13 protein-coding genes are annotated in these 14,850 nt (G+C 70.9%); 2 read left to right on the top strand and 11 right to left on the bottom strand.

The genetic code is table 11. The features are described 5' to 3' along the window. Positions 1-62: 62 nt before the first annotated feature. On the bottom strand, positions 63-1,322 hold the full coding sequence (gene hisS, locus ABZ924_RS16000) for a histidine--tRNA ligase (RefSeq protein ID WP_361909087.1): 1,260 nt from the start codon (positions 1,320-1,322) through the stop codon (positions 63-65). A gap of 10 nt (positions 1,323-1,332) precedes the next feature. Beyond that, positions 1,333-2,046, bottom strand: a complete 714-nt coding sequence (locus tag ABZ924_RS15995) for an MBL fold metallo-hydrolase (RefSeq protein ID WP_361909084.1) — start codon at positions 2,044-2,046, stop codon at positions 1,333-1,335. A 164-nt stretch (positions 2,047-2,210) separates the two neighbouring features. Here ABZ924_RS15995 and ABZ924_RS15990 point away from each other — a divergent pair, with 164 nt between their 5' ends. Both ABZ924_RS15990 and ABZ924_RS15985 read left to right on the top strand, forming a co-directional pair. Then, a complete protein-coding gene (locus ABZ924_RS15990; protein ID WP_361909081.1) occupies positions 2,211-2,993 on the top strand; it encodes a peptidylprolyl isomerase in 783 nt (260 codons plus the stop codon). A 190-nt stretch (positions 2,994-3,183) separates the two neighbouring features. Further along, on the top strand, positions 3,184-4,413 hold the full coding sequence (locus ABZ924_RS15985; protein ID WP_361909078.1) for a DUF349 domain-containing protein: 1,230 nt from the start codon (positions 3,184-3,186) through the stop codon (positions 4,411-4,413). A gap of 75 nt (positions 4,414-4,488) precedes the next feature. Here the strand turns inward: ABZ924_RS15985 and ABZ924_RS15980 are convergent, their stop codons facing one another. The 9 genes from ABZ924_RS15980 to ABZ924_RS15940 all read right to left on the bottom strand — a co-directional run bounded on the left by ABZ924_RS15980 (position 4,489) and on the right by ABZ924_RS15940 (position 14,804). After that, complete coding sequence (locus ABZ924_RS15980) at positions 4,489-6,912, bottom strand: bifunctional (p)ppGpp synthetase/guanosine-3',5'-bis(diphosphate) 3'-pyrophosphohydrolase (RefSeq protein WP_361909075.1); 2,424 nt, start codon at positions 6,910-6,912, stop codon at positions 4,489-4,491. Positions 6,913-7,235: 323 nt separating this feature from the next. Next, on the bottom strand, positions 7,236-7,787 hold the full coding sequence (locus ABZ924_RS15975) for an adenine phosphoribosyltransferase (RefSeq protein ID WP_361909072.1): 552 nt from the start codon (positions 7,785-7,787) through the stop codon (positions 7,236-7,238). Beyond that, positions 7,784-8,845 (bottom strand): protein translocase subunit SecF, encoded by a 1,062-nt coding sequence (gene secF / locus ABZ924_RS15970; RefSeq protein ID WP_361909069.1) that lies wholly within the window; start codon positions 8,843-8,845, stop codon positions 7,784-7,786. Before secF ends, ABZ924_RS15975 begins: the two co-directional genes overlap by 4 nt. Before the next feature lie 3 nt (positions 8,846-8,848). Next, complete coding sequence (gene secD / locus ABZ924_RS15965; protein ID WP_361909066.1) at positions 8,849-10,639, bottom strand: protein translocase subunit SecD; 1,791 nt, start codon at positions 10,637-10,639, stop codon at positions 8,849-8,851. Positions 10,640-10,794: 155 nt separating this feature from the next. Beyond that, positions 10,795-11,283 (bottom strand): preprotein translocase subunit YajC, encoded by a 489-nt coding sequence (gene yajC, locus ABZ924_RS15960; protein WP_361909063.1) that lies wholly within the window; start codon positions 11,281-11,283, stop codon positions 10,795-10,797. Between the two features lie 164 nt (positions 11,284-11,447). After that, positions 11,448-12,527 (bottom strand): Holliday junction branch migration DNA helicase RuvB, encoded by a 1,080-nt coding sequence (ruvB, locus tag ABZ924_RS15955; RefSeq protein WP_361909060.1) that lies wholly within the window; start codon positions 12,525-12,527, stop codon positions 11,448-11,450. A 245-nt stretch (positions 12,528-12,772) separates the two neighbouring features. Beyond that, entirely contained in the window at positions 12,773-13,405 is a 633-nt protein-coding gene (gene ruvA / locus ABZ924_RS15950; RefSeq protein WP_361909057.1) for a Holliday junction branch migration protein RuvA, read from the bottom strand. Continuing rightward, the gene (gene ruvC / locus ABZ924_RS15945) at positions 13,402-13,932 is read right to left on the bottom strand and encodes a crossover junction endodeoxyribonuclease RuvC (RefSeq protein WP_361909055.1); all 531 of its coding nucleotides are present in this window, start codon (positions 13,930-13,932) and stop codon (positions 13,402-13,404) included. The genes ruvA and ruvC overlap by 4 nt, the downstream gene beginning before the upstream one ends. A gap of 119 nt (positions 13,933-14,051) precedes the next feature. Beyond that, on the bottom strand, positions 14,052-14,804 hold the full coding sequence (locus tag ABZ924_RS15940) for a YebC/PmpR family DNA-binding transcriptional regulator (protein ID WP_361909052.1): 753 nt from the start codon (positions 14,802-14,804) through the stop codon (positions 14,052-14,054). Positions 14,805-14,850 lie beyond the last annotated feature (46 nt).

Below are 14,850 nucleotides of genomic sequence, written 5' to 3'. Positions count from 1 at the left end.
GGCCGGACGGCAGGTGCCGTCCGGCCACGTCATGTCGGTCGGGTCGGGTCGGGTCAAATCCTTCAGGCCAGCTTGGCCAGCAGGACGTCGACCACGTCGCCGAGGGCGACGGGCTCCTGCTCGCCGGACTCCATGTCCTTGAGCTGGACGACGCCCGCGGCCAGGTCGCGGTCGCCGGCGACGATCGCGAAGCGGGCGCCCGAGCGGTTGGCGTCCTTCATGGCGCCCTTCAGGCCCTTGCCGCCGTACGAGATGTCGGCGGCCACTCCGGCCCGCCGCAGCAGGGTGACCAGCCCGAAGAGCGTCGGCTTCGCCTCGCCCAGCGCCACCGCGAACACCGACGTCGTCGGCGGGACGTCCAGCTCGACGCCCTCCGCCTCGAGCGCCAGCACCGTGCGGTCCACGCCCAGCGCCCAGCCCACGGAGGGCAGCGCCGGGCCGCCGATCATCTCGGACAGGCCGTCGTAGCGGCCGCCGCCGCCGACCGCGGACTGCGAGCCCAGGCCGTCGTGGACGAACTCGAAGGTGGTGCGCGTGTAGTAGTCCAGGCCGCGCACCAGCTTCTCGTCGTCCTCGAAGGCGACCCCGGCGGCCGTGATCAGCGCCCGGACCTCCTCGTGGTACGCCTTGCAGGCGTCGCAGAGGTAGTCGCGCAGCACGGGCGCGCCGACCAACTGCTTCTGCACCTCGGGGCGCTTGTCGTCGAGGACGCGCAGCGGGTTGATCTCGGCCCGGCGGACGGTTTCCTCGTCGAGGTCGAGGCCGCCCAGGAAGCCCTGCAGCGCCTCCCGGTAGACCGGGCGGCACTCCTTGTCGCCGAGCGAGTTCAGCAGGATCCGGAAGTTGCGCAGGCCGAGCGAGCGGTACGCCTGGTCGGCGAGGATGATCAGCTCGGCGTCCAGGGCGGGGTCCTCGGCGCCGATGGCCTCGGCACCGACCTGCGAGAAGTGGCGGTAGCGGCCCTTCTGCGGCTTCTCGTAGCGGTAGTACGAGCCCGAGTACCAGAGCTTGACCGGCAGGTTGCCCTTCTTGTGGAGGCTGGCCTCCAGCGCCGCACGCAGGACGGAGGCCGTGCCCTCGGGGCGCAGGGCCAGCTGGTCACCGCCCTTCGTTTCGAAGGCGTACATCTCCTTGGAGACGATGTCGGTGGATTCGCCGACGCCGCGGGCGAAGAGGCCGACGTCCTCGAAGCCGGGGGTCTCGATGTAGCCGTAGCCGGCGTTGCGCAGGGGGCCGGAGATGGCCTCGCGCACCGCCAGGTACTTCACGGAGACCGGCGGGATCAGGTCGTACGTGCCCTTGGGGGCCTTGAAAGTAGCCACGAAACTCTCGTCACATTCCTCGTCGTGGAGCGGCCGTCGGGTCCGCTGCCAGGCCGGCCGCGACCTCCCGCAGGTACGGGTTGGTCGCGCGCTCGCGGCCGATGGTGGTCTGGGGACCGTGGCCGGACAGCACCACGGTCGAGTCGTCGAGCGGCAGGCACACGCGGGCCAGCGACTCGAGCATCTCGGCGTGGGAGCCGCCGGGCAGGTCGGTGCGTCCGATGGAGCCGGCGAAGAGCAGGTCGCCCGAGAAGAAGACCGAGGGGATGTCGGACTGCTCGGGCATCCGGAAGGTCACCGACCCCTTGGTATGGCCGGGCGCGTGCGCCACCGTGAAGTCCAGTCCGGCCAGCTTCAGCCCTGCGCCGTCGGTCAGCTCGCGGACGTCGTCCGGCTCGCCGATGGTGAGCTCGCCGATCAGGGGCATCCCGATGGAGCGGCCGAGGGCCTTCTCCGGGTCGCTCATCATGTAGCGGTCCTCGGGGTGGATCCAGGCCGGTACGTCGTGCGCTCCGCACACCGGGACCACGGAGGCCACATGGTCGATGTGGCCGTGGGTGAGGACCACCGCGACGGGCTTGAGCCGATGCTTCTTCAGCGTTTCCTCGACGCCCTGGGTCGCCTGGTGGCCCGGGTCGATGATCACGCACTCCTCGCCTGCGGCGGGGGCGACCACGTAGCAGTTGGTCCCCCAGGCCCCGGCGGGGAAGCCGGCAATCAGCACGTTCGTCCTCATTCGTCGTCCGGCGGGAGCGGCAGCGACCGCCCGTCTCGGCAATGCTGCTGCTCAGAGCGTACCGGCGCGGCTCGTTTCACAGCGAACCCATATACGGTACGGCCTTACCGAGCCCGGACAGCGGTACCAGAGACGCACAAGGAGACGACCCGGTGGTCACGAGCGATCAGCGGCGGCGACAGCTCGCCAGGGAGAAGTACGAGCGCCAGCAGAAGCGCCGGGCGGAGGCCCGCCGCAAGGCGCGGCAGCGGACGGCGGTGATCGGCGCGGCGGTCGCCGTGGTGGTCGCGACGCTGGTGGGCCTGATCGTCGGCGGTGTCTTCGACAAGGACAAGAAGGACCAGGCGGCGGAGCCGAACGCGAACCCGTCGGCGTCTGCGAGCCCGAAGACCTCCCCGGCGCCCGCGATGGCGATCGACCAGAAGGCCAAGTACACCTTCGACCTGAAGACGAGCGCGGGTGAGATCAAGGCCGAGATGGATGCGGCCAAGACCCCGGAGACCGTCAACTCCTTCAAGTCGCTGGCGGACAAGGGCTTCTTCGACAACACCAAGTGCCACCGCCTGACCACCTCGGGGATCTTCGTGCTCCAGTGCGGCGACCCGGAGGGCACGGGCATGGGCGGCCCCGGCTACACGATCGCGGACGAGAACCTCGACGCCCTGGGCAAGCCCAACGAGCAGGGCCAGGTCGTCTACCCGGCCGGCACGGTGGCGATGGCCAACACGGGCCGGCCGCACACCGGCGGCAGCCAGTTCTTCCTGGTCTACAAGGACAGCCCGCTGGCGCCGTCGTACACGCCGTTCGGCAAGATCGACGCTGCGGGTCTGAAGGCGCTGGAGGAGATCGCCAAGGCCGGTACCGCCGACGGCGGGCAGGACGGGGCCCCGAAGACCCCGGTGACCGTGCAGAAGGCCGCCGTCACCAAGGACTGACGGGCCCGGCGGCGGCGCACCCGGCCGGCCGCGCGCCCCCTGCGGCGATATTCCGTCGTGCGGGATGCGGACAGCCGGCCCGGCGGTCGCCTATGTTGGCGTTGTGCAGGGCGGGCGCTGCCCGCCCCAGGAAACTGTGGACGATGCCCGGGGGGTGAACCCTTCGCGGGCATCAGGTGGAGGAGGCGCTGTGAGCAGCGACCCGTGGGGCCGCGTCGACGAGACGGGCACCGTGTACGTGCGTACTGCCGAGGGGGAGAAGGTCGTCGGCTCGTGGCAGGCGGGCACCCCCGAGGAGGCCCTGGCCTACTTCGAGCGCAAGTACGAGGGCCTGGTGGTCGAGATCGGCCTCCTCGAACGGCGGGTGCGGACCACCGATCTGTCCGCCAAGGACGCGCAGACCGCGATCGACCACCTGCGCACGCAGGTGGAGGAGCACCATGCGGTGGGCGACCTGGACGCCCTGCGCGTCCGGCTGGACAAGCTGGTCGCGGCGGTGGACTCGCGGCGCGAGGAGCGCCGCGCCCAGAAGGCCAAGCAGACGGACGAGGCCCGCGCGGCCAAGGACGCGCTGGTGGCCGAGGCCGAGGAGCTGGCGCAGAGCGACCAGTGGCGGGCCGCGGGCGAGCGGCTGCGCGCCCTGGTGGACACCTGGAAGGGTCTGCCGCGCCTGGACCGCAAGTCGGACGACGAGCTGTGGCACCGCTTCTCGCACGCCCGGTCCGCCTTCTCCAAGCGCCGCAAGGCGCACTTCGCCTCGCTGGACGCGCAGCGCGAGGACGCCCGCAAGGTCAAGGAGAGGCTGGTCGCCGAGGCCGAGTCGCTGTCGAAGTCGACGGACTGGGGTCCGACGGCCGCCCGCTACCGCGAGCTGATGGCGGACTGGAAGGCGGCGGGGCGTGCGCAGCGCGAGGCCGAGGACGACCTGTGGAACCGTTTCCGCGGTGCGCAGGACGTGTTCTTCGCGGCGCGCTCGGAGGTGTTCGCTGAGCGCGACGCCGAGCAGGTAGAGAACCTGAAGCTGAAGGAGGAGCTGGCCGAGGAGGCCGAGAAGCTCGTCCCGGTGACGGACCTGAAGGCGGCGCGGGCCGCGTTCCGTTCGATCAACGAGCGCTGGGAGGCCATCGGCCACGTGCCGCGCGACGCCCGCCCGAAGGTCGAGGGCCGGATGCACGCGGTGGAGCGGGCCATCCAGGAGGCCGAGGAGGGCGAGTGGCGGCGTACGAACCCGGAGGCGCGGGCCCGTGCGGCCGGCCTGACGGGTCAGCTGCAGGCGGCGGTCGACAAGCTGCGCGAGCAGATCGACGCGGCCCGCGCGGCGGGCAACAACGCGAAGGCCGACAAGCTGTCGCGTGAGCTGGAGGGCCGCCAGGCACTGCTGGACCAGGCGCTGAAGGGCCTGGAGGAGTTCGGCGGCTGAGAAGGGCCGCCCGGGCAACGCCAGGGGCCCCGGTACGCGGAATGCGTACCGGGGCCTTTGCCGTGCGGGCGGCGGCTACGGCCTGCGGGCCGAGGTGACGCGGTAGACGTCGTAGACGCCCTCGACGCCGCGTACGGCCTTCAGGACGTGGCCCAAGTGCTTCGGGTCGCCCATCTCGAAGGTGAAGCGGGAGGTGGCCACCCGGTCGCGGGAGGTCTGGACGGCCGCCGAGAGGATGTTCACGTGCTGGTCCGACAGGACCCGGGTGACGTCCGAGAGCAGGCGGGAGCGGTCCAGCGCCTCGACCTGGATGGCGACCAGGAAGACCGAGGACTGGGTGGGCGCCCACTCGACCTCGAGGATCCGCTCGGGCTGCTGCGAGAGGGAGTCCACGTTGACGCAGTCCGCGCGGTGAACCGATACGCCACTGCCGCGGGTGACGAATCCGATGATCGGGTCGCCGGGGACCGGGGTGCAGCAGCGGGCCAGCTTGACCCAGACGTCGTCGACGCCCTTGACGACCACACCGGGGTCGGCACTGCCGCGCCGCTTGGTGCGGGCGCGGGACGGCGGGACGCTCTCCTCGATGTCCTCGTTGGCGGCCTCCTCGCCGCCGAGGGCCTGGACGAGCTTCTGTACGACGCCCTGCGCGGCCACGTGGCCCTCGCCGATCGCCGCGTACAGGGACGAGATGTCGGGGTAGCGCATCTCGTGGGCGAGGGTGACGAGCGAGTCGCCGGTCAGGATGCGCTGGATCGGCAGGTTCTGCTTGCGCATGGCCCGCGCGATGGCGTCCTTGCCGTGCTCGATGGCCTCGTCGCGGCGCTCCTTGGAGAACCAGGCGCGGATCTTGTTGCGGGCGCGCGGCGACTTGACGAAGCCGAGCCAGTCGCGGGAGGGTCCGGCGCCCTCGGCCTTGGAGGTGAAGACCTCGACGAGGTCGCCGTTGTCGAGGGTGGACTCCAGCGGGACCAGGCGTCCGTTGACCCGCGCGCCTATGGTGCGGTGGCCGACCTCGGTGTGGACGGCGTACGCGAAGTCCACGGGGGTGGCGCCGGCGGGCAGGGCGATGACGTCGCCCTTGGGCGTGAAGACGAAGACCTCGTTGCGGGAGAGGTCGAAGCGCAGCGAGTCGAGGAACTCGCCGGGGTCCTCTGTCTCCTTCTGCCAGTCCAGCAGCTGGCGCAGCCAGGCCATGTCGTTGACGGTGTCCTGGCCGGCGCTGCCCTTGGCGGCCTGCGGGACGTCGGTGCGGATCTTGGAGGCGCCGGCGACGGTCTGCTGCTTGTACTTCCAGTGGGCTGCGATGCCGTACTCGGCGCGGCGGTGCATGTCGAAGGTGCGGATCTGGAGTTCGACCGGCTTGCCGTTGGGCCCGATGACCGTCGTGTGCAGCGACTGGTACATGTTGAACTTGGGCATCGCGATGTAGTCCTTGAACCGGCCGGGGACCGGGTTCCACCGCGCGTGCACGGTGCCGAGGGCGGCATAGCAGTCGCGGACGGTGTCGACGAGGACGCGGATGCCCACCAGGTCGTAGATCTCCGCGAAGTCACGGCCGCGGACGATCATCTTCTGGTAGACGCTGTAGTAGTGCTTGGGCCGGCCGGTGACGGTGGCCTTGATCCGGGCGGCTCTGAGGTCGACCATCACCTCGTCGGTGACGAGGGCGAGGTACTCGTCCCGCTTGGGGGCGCGCTCGGCGACGAGCCGGACGATCTCGTCGTACATCTTGGGGTAGAGGATCGCGAAGGCGAGGTCCTCGAGCTCCCACTTGATCGTGTTCATGCCGAGGCGGTGGGCCAGCGGCGCGTAGATCTCGAGGGTCTCGCGGGCCTTCTTCTCCTGCTTCTCCCGCTTGAGGTAGCGCATGGTGCGCATGTTGTGCAGGCGGTCGGCGAGCTTGATGACCAGGACGCGGGGGTCCTTGGCCATGGCGACGACCATCTTGCGGACGGTCTCGGCCTGGGCGGCCTCGCCGAACTTGACCCGGTCGAGCTTGGTGACGCCGTCGACGAGGAGCGCGACGGCGTCGCCGAAGTCACGGCGCAGGTCCTCCAGCCCGTACTCGGTGTCCTCGACGGTGTCGTGCAGCAGGCCCGCCATCAGGGTGGCCGGGTCCATGCCGAGCTCGGCGAGGATGGTGGTGACCGCGAGCGGGTGGGTGATGTACGGGTCGCCGCTCTTGCGCTTCTGGCCGCGGTGCCAGCGTTCGGCGACCTGGTAGGCCTGCTCGATCTGGCGCAGGGTGGCCGTCTCGATCTTCGGGTCGTTGCTGCGGACTATGCGCAGCAGGGGTTCCAGAACCGGGTTGTACGGGTTGGAACGCTGGACTCCGAGGCGGGCGAGCCGGGCGCGCACACGGTTGGAGGATCCCGCGGACTTCGCCGGCAAAGGCCTCAGGGGCGGGGCCTTCGGGGGCGTGGCGGGAGGCGCCGCGGCCTTGTCGGCCTGCGGGTCGGGCTGCGCGGCGGAGAGTGGCTGGACCTCGTCTGGCAAGAGCGCTCCTCTGGGGGTTCCCCCGGGCGGAGTCCGGGGGAGGATCCGGTGCCCCGGTCAGGTCCGGATAACCCATGGTAGCGAGGGTTCCGCCTACCTGTTCCCCCAGCCCGCATGGCGGGCAATCCAGCCTCGCCGGCGTTTGAGGCGCAGGGTCCGGGACGGAGCCCCGATCTTTGAGCCGCGCCGGCGATTGAGGCGGAAACGGTGAAAGGGCGGGGCGGGGAGAGAGGCACCGCGCAGCGGACCCGCACACGACGAAGCGGCGGGCACCCGGGGCGAACCCGGACACCCGCCGCTTCGGCAAGCAGCGGCAGCAGCCGTCAGACCACGATCAGCGCATCCAGCGGCGCCCCGGCAAGGGCGTCGACCAGCTTGGCCCGCCCGGGCAGGAACGACAGTTCCATGAGCACCGCCACACCGGCGACCTCGGCACCGGCCCGGCGGATCAGCGACAGCGAGGCCTCGGCGGTGCCACCGGTGGCCAGGACGTCGTCGATGACCATGACCCGGTCGCCGGCCCGGAGGTCCTCTGCGTGGACCTCGATCTCCGCGGTCCCGTACTCCAGCTCGTACGCCTGGGACAGGGTCGCGCCGGGCAGCTTGCCGGCCTTGCGGACCGGCACGAAGCCGATGCCCGCACGGATGGCGACCGGCGCGGCGAGGATGAACCCGCGCGCCTCCAGGCCGACGATCTTCGTCGCGCCGTAGGACTCGGCCAGTCCGGCCAGCGTGTCCGTCAGGGCCGTGAAGGCCTTCGGGTCGGCCAGCAGCGGTGTGATGTCCTTGAACATCACACCCGGCTTCGGGTAGTCCGGAACGTCCTTGATCCGGCTGAGCAGCAGCTCGTGCACCTCGGGCGGCAGTGTGCTCATCGACGCCGCCCCGCCCGGCCCTGGGCCACGATCTGCGGCGGGTCGGTGTCCTCGTACGACCCGTCGCCGGCCGCGGACTCGCCCTTGGCGGCCGCGGAGGCCCGCTTGGCCAGGACCCGCTTGCGCAGGGCCTTCATCGCCGGCTCGCGCTCCTTGAGGTCCACGACCAGCGGGGTCGCGATGAAGATCGAGGAGTACGCACCGGCCGCGAGGCCGACGAACAGCGACAGCGAGATGTCGTTCAGCATGCCCGCGCCGAGGAAGCCGCCGCCGATGAACAGCAGGGCCGCGACCGGCAGGAGCGCCACGACGGTGGTGTTGATCGAGCGGACCAGGGTGCCGTTGATGCTGCGGTTGGCGACCTCGCTGAAGGTGTAGCGGGTCTGCTTGGTGATGCCCTTCGACTGCTCCTTCAGACCGTCGAAGACGACGACGGTGTCGTAGAGGGAGTAGCCGAGGATCGTCAGCAGACCGATCACCGTGCCGGGGGTGACCTCGAAGCCGACGAGCGCATAGATGCCGACGGTGATGGTGAGGTCGTGGATCAGTGCGACCAGCGCGGCGACCGCCATGCGCCATTCGAAGGCGATGGCGAGGTAGATCACCACGAGGACCATGAAGACGGCGAGGCCGGTCCAGGCCTTGGCCGCGATCTGCTCACCCCAGCTGGGGCCGACCAGGTCGGCGTTGATGTCGCCTTCCTTGACCTTGAGGTCGGTGGCCAGCTGCTTCTTCACGCCGGCGGCGTCGTCGGTGTCCAGACCGGAGATCTGGATGCGCAGGCCGCCGGTGCCCAGCTGCTGGACGATCGCCTCGTGGCCGGAGGCCTGCTTGGCCTCCTCGGTCGCCCGGGCGACGGACACGGAGGTCTTCGGGGTGGTGAAAACGGCACCGCCCTTGAACTCGATGCCCATGTTGAGGCCCTGGACGGCCAGGCCCACGATCGCCGTGATGGTGATCAGGATGGAAACGCCGTACCAGAGAAAGCGCTTGCCGACGAAGTCGTAGCCGACCTCACCGCGGTACAGCTTGGCGCCGAGATCTCCCAGCTTCGACATCTCTCACGCCTCCTTTGCGTCGACGGGAGCGGTGACGGAACCGGAACCGGTGCGGCGGGAACCGCGCAGCGGCGGCTTGGCGCCGAGCCGCTTCGGGTCGAGCCCGGACCAGGGGTGACCGCTGGAGAAGAACTTCGTACGGGCCACCAGCGTCATGATCGGCTTGGTGAAGAGGAACACCACGACCACGTCGAGCAGGGTGGTCAGACCCAGGGTGAAGGCGAAGCCCTGCACCTTGCCGACGGTCACGATGAAGAGCACCGCGGCGGCCAGGAACGACACGAAGTCGGAGACCAGGATGGTGCGCCGGGCGCGCGGCCAGGCCCGCTCGACGGCGGGGCGCAGCGTGCGGCCCTCGCGGATCTCGTCGCGGATGCGCTCGAAGTACACGATGAACGAGTCCGCGGTGATGCCGATCGCGACGATCGCACCGCACACGGCGGGCAGGTTCAGGGCGAAGCCGATGCCCTTGCCCAGCAGCGCCATGATCGTGTACGTGAGGACCGCGGACACCAGGAGGCTGACGATGGCGATGAACGCCAGACCGCGGTAGTACACCAGCAGGTAGACCACGACCAGGATCAGGCCGATCGCGCCGGCGATCAGGCCGGCCTTCAGCTGCTCCCCGCCGAGCGCGGCGGTGACGGTGGTGACGCTGTCCTCGCTGAAGGACAGCGGCAGGGCGCCGTACGAGAGCATGTTGCCCAGGTCCTGCGCGGACTGCTGGGTGAAGCCGCCGGAGATCTCGGCGTTGCCGCCGGTCAGCGCCTGGCTGACGGACGGGTCGGAGACGACCTCGCCGTCGAGCACGATGGCGAACTGGTTCTGCGGCATCTGCTTGGTGGCCAGCTCACCGGTGATCTTGGCGAACTTGTCGGCGCCCTTGTCGGTGAACTGCATGGTGACGATCCAGGCGCCGCGCCGCGGGTCGATCACGCCCTTGGCGTCCTTGACGTCCGTACCGGCGACACCGGCCGGGCCGAGGATCCACTTGCCCCAGGCATTGCCGCGCTTGCCGCAGGCGAGCGTCGGCTCCTCGGGCTTGGCGCTCTTGCCGACGGCGGCGCGCTGCTGCTCGTTGGTGCAGTCCAGGGCCGCGAACTTGGCCTGGAGGTCGGCGACGGCCGCGTCCGCGCCGGTCGGGGCCGGGGTGGGGGACGGGGCGGCCTTGTTGTCGTCTGCCTTCTTCGACTCGCTCGCCGACGGCGAGGGCGAGGGCGAGGCGGTCGCAGCGGGGGCCTTGAGGGCCTCGCTGATCACACGGCCCTGCGAAGTGGCGCTGGACGACGGGGTGGCCGGTGCGCTGGGCTTGCTGCCCTCGGCCTTGGGGGCGCCGGAGGCGCTCGTGGACGGGCTCGGCGTGGCCTGGGGGGCTGCCGGGGCGCCGTCGGCGAAGGCCAGGACGGGCCGGAAGTACAGCTGGGCGGTGGTGCCGACCTGCTCGCGGGCCTGCTTCTCGTTCGTCCCCTTGGGGATGTTCACGATGATGTGGTCGCGGCCCTGCGTCTGGACCTCGGCCTCCGAGACGCCGAGACCGTTGACGCGGCGCTCGATGATGCCGACCGCCGTGTTCATGTTGGTCTCGTTGATCGCGTCCGGCTTGCCGGGCTCGCTCTTGGCCTTGAGCGTAATGCTCGTGCCGCCCGCGAGGTCGATGCCGAGCCGGGGAGTCGTCTGCTTCGTGAGGAACATCCCCGCGGTGAGCGCCACCATCGCGATCAGGATGACCGCCAGGGCGCGCCCCGGCCTCCCCTGCGCCCCCGTGGGCCGCCGGCCCTTCTTCGGTGCTGCCACCTTGTCGTATCTCCCTGTCCAACCGTCCGGCGCCGGGGTTCGGCGCCGGACGGCCACGAAAAATGTGTGGTGGGGACCCCTGCCCCCCGCAGAAGTGTCACTGACGGGGACCGCGCGGGCGCCGGTCGGGCGTTTTCGCGGTCCCCGGCCGCGCGTTACTTCGCGCCGGCCTCGCCGTCGCCCTTGGCTTCTCCCTTGCCGTCGGAGTCGCTGTCGGGGCCGTCCTTCTTGCCCAGGTCGAGCTTGGGGGCCTCGTCCTCGTCCTTCTTGGCGGGGTCGGCCTTGGGGGCCTCGTCCTCGTCCTTGGTCAGGGAGGAGATGTCGTCGGGGACGACGGGCGCCTCGTGGTCGGCCGCGGCCTCGGCGCCGTGGACGATGCGGTTGTACTCCGCGTCGTCCAGGACGGCGGCGATGGCCATCTTCGCGTAGATCGCGTGCACGCCGGGGGCGACCTCAAGGGTGACGGTGTCGTCGCCGATCTCCTTGACCGTGGCGTACATGCCGCCGATGGTGCGGATGCCGGTGCCGGGCGTCATGTGGTCGCGCATCTGCGCGGCCTGCTGCTGCTTCTTCTTCGCGGAGCGGGTCATCAGGAACATCGCCCCGATGAGCACGATGAACGGGAGGAGTGTCACGAGATTCACGGGACGGAGATCCTTCGCACGACCGCACGGGAGACGGCCAATTTCTACGGGGGTGGGCACACCGACCCGAAGGGTCGGCATCGGCGGAGTCTAGGCGAGTCCGCACCGATGGAACAACGCCCAGCATGGCACCGCAGTTCCTGACCGGGCCAACCTCCGCGCCGTCACGCCCCGAACAGGCCCTGCTGTCCGGCGGATCCGCCGCCGCCCTGCTGCGGCGGGACAAGTCCCAGGTGAGCCCATGCGGCGGGGGTCGCGATCCGGCCCCGGGGGGTACGGGCGAGGAGCCCCTCCCGTACGAGGAACGGCTCGGCGACCTCCTCGACGGTCTCCCGCTCCTCGCCGACGGCCACGGCGAGCGTGGACAGGCCCACCGGGCCGCCGCCGAACAGCTTGAGCAGGGCCTCCAGCACCGCCCGGTCGAGGCGGTCCAGGCCGCGCCCGTCGACCTCGTACACCTGCAGGGCGGTCGCGGCCACCTCGCGGGTGATCACCCCGTCGGCCCTGACCTGGGCGTAGTCGCGGACCCGGCGCAGCAGCCGGTTGGCGATGCGCGGGGTGCCGCGGGAGCGGCCGGCGATCTCGGCGGCGCCGGCGGGGTCGATCTCCACGTCGAGCAGGCCGGCGGAGCGGCGGATGACGCGTTCCAGCTCCTCGGGCGCATAGAACTCCATGTGCCCGGTGAAGCCGAACCGGTCGCGCAGCGGCGGCGGCAGCAGTCCGGCCCGGGTCGTCGCCCCGACCAGGGTGAACGGCGGCAGTTCGAGGGGGATGGCGGTGGCTCCCGGCCCCTTGCCGACGATCACGTCGACGCGGAAGTCCTCCATGGCCATGTACAGCATCTCCTCGGCGGGCCGGGACATGCGGTGGATCTCGTCGAGGAAGAGGACCTCGCCCTCCTGGAGGGAGGAGAGGATGGCGGCGAGGTCGCCGGCGTGCTGGATGGCGGGGCCGGAGGTGATCCGGATGGGCGCCCCCATCTCCGCCGCGATGATCATCGAGAGGGTGGTCTTGCCGAGGCCGGGGGCGCCGGAGAGCAGGACGTGGTCGGCGGTGGCGCCGCGCTGCCGGGCCGCCTTCAGGACCAGGTCGAGCTGCTGGCGGACCTTTTCCTGGCCGACGAACTCGCCGAGGTCCTTGGGGCGCAGGGCCGCCTCGACGGCGGTGTCCTCGCCGTCGGCTGCCGGCGCCACGATGCGGTCGCCTTCGGCGGGGGCCGCCTCGGTGTCGTCGTCCCAGTTCACGGTGTCAGTCTGCCTTTTCGGTTTCGTGCGGTGCGGTGGTCCTGCGGAGCGGGGCCCGGGGCCCTGCGGGGCTGTCCCCCACCCCGCCCCTTCCCGCTGTGCCGGATATGCGGCTCCGCCGCGTGGCGGGCTCCGCCCGGACCCGGTTCCGGTCGCTTCGCGACCGGTGCGCTCAAACGCCGCGCGGGCTGGATCTTCCAGCCCCGCCGGCGTTTGAGGCGCGGGGTCCGGGGCGAAGCCCCGGGTCAGCGGGTGCGGTTCAGGGTTTGGAGGGCGGCTCGCAGGAGCTGGGGGACGGGGGCCGAGCCGCCGGAGGCGATGGCGGCTTCGGCCTGGGGGGTCACGGCCGTGACCGCCTCCTCCGCCTCGCGGGAGGCGTACCCGAGGCCGATGAGGGCGGCGGACAGCTGCTCCGTCCAAGGGGCGGGACCAGAGGCGGCGGCCCGCTGCGCCCCGACCAGCGTCCCGGACCCCAGCGGAGCGCCCAGCTTGCCCTTCAGCTCCAGCAGCAGCTTCTGCGCGCCCCTCTTCCCGATGCCGGGGACGGCGGTCAGCGCCTTCTCGTCGCCTGACTCGATGGCCACCCGCAGCGCGTCCGGACGGTGCACCCCGAGCATCGCCTGGGCCAGCCGCGGCCCGACCCCGCTCGCGGTCTGGAGCAGTTCGAAGACCTGCCGCTCGTCGTCGTCGGCGAAGCCGTACAGGGTCAGGGAGTCCTCCCGGACCACCAGGGAGGTGGCCAGCCGGGCCGGCTCGCCGGTGCGCAGGCCCGCGATGGTGTGCGGCGTGCACTGCACGGCCATGCCCACGCCGCCGACCTCGATCACGGCCGCGGTGGGGGTGAGAGCGGCGACGGGGCCGCTGACGAAGGCGATCATCGGGTACGGCCTTTCGGGGTGTGCAGGGCGACCGCCTGCTGGAGGCGGTTCTTGGCGGGGGCCCGCCAGATGTGGCAGATGGCGAGCGCGAGGGCGTCCGCGGCGTCGGCGGGCTTGGGCGGTGCGGCGAGCCGCAGCAGCCGGGTGACCATCGCGCCGACCTGTGCCTTGTCGGCGCGGCCGGAGCCGGTGACGGCGGCCTTGACCTCGCTGGGGGTGTGCAGGGCCACCGGTATGCCGCGGCGGGCGGCGCACAGCATGGCGACGGCGCTGGCCTGGGCGGTGCCCATCACCGTGCTGACGTTGTGCTGGCTGAAGACCCGCTCCACGGCGACGACTTCGGGCCGGTGCTCGTCGAGCCACTGCTCGATGCCCCGCTCGACGGCGACGAGCCGGTCCCCCAGCTCCGCGTCGATCGGGGTGCGGACGACTCCCACCCCGAGCATCGTCAGGGGACGGCCGGCCGCGCCCTCGACCACGCCGACACCGCAGCGCGTCAGCCCCGGGTCCACGCCGAGCACTCGCACGGCGCCCCTCCCCTCCTCGGAAATTCGGTCGCCAGACTAACCGCTGCCTCTGACAACGCGACGGGCCGACGGGGTGTGTCCCCGTCGGCCCGTGTCACACATGGGTGGAAGGCGAAGCCTCAGGCGTCGACCTTCTCCATGACCTCGTCCGAGACGTCGAAGTTGGCGAAGACGTTCTGGACGTCGTCGCTGTCCTCCAGCGCGTCGATCAGCTTGAAGATCTTGCGCGCGCCCTCTTCGTCCAGCTCGACCTGCATGGTCGGGACGAAGCTGGAGTCGGCCGAGTCGTAGTCGATGCCGGCTTCCTGGAGCGCGGTGCGGACCGCGACCAGGTCGGTGGCCTCGCTGATGATCTCCCAGGTCTCGCCGTTGTCGTTGACCTCTTCGGCACCGGCCTCCAGGACCGCGCCGAGCACGTCGTCCTCGGTGAGGTCGGCCTTGGGCAGGAGGATGACGCCCTTGCGGTTGAACAGGTACGAGACCGAGCCCGGGTCGGCCATGGAACCGCCGTTGCGGGTCATGGCGACGCGCACGTCGGAGGCGGCACGGTTGCGGTTGTCGGTGAGGCACTCGATGAGCACCGCGACACCGTTCGGGCCGTAGCCCTCGTACATGATCGTCTCGTAGTCGGCGCCGCCGGCCTCGAGGCCGCCGCCGCGCTTGACCGCGGAGTCGATGTTCTTGTTCGGGACCGACTGCTTCTTCGCCTTCTGCACGGCGTCGAACAGCGTCGGGTTGCCGTCGATGTCGGGACCGCCCATGCGGGCCGCGACCTCGATGTTCTTGATCAGCTTCGCGAAGAGCTTGCCGCGCTTGGCATCGATCACGGCCTTCTTGTGCTTCGTCGTAGCCCATTTAGAGTGGCCGGACATCCGCCTGTCTCCTTCGCGTAACCAATAGGTGTTCTTCCCCGATCCT

The organism is Streptomyces sp. NPDC046876, from assembly GCF_040645035.1.
In the GTDB taxonomy this organism is placed as follows: Bacteria; Actinomycetota; Actinomycetes; order Streptomycetales; family Streptomycetaceae; genus Streptomyces.
Note: the sequence above shows the minus strand (reverse complement) of the source record. Positions and strands in the feature narration are given on the sequence as shown.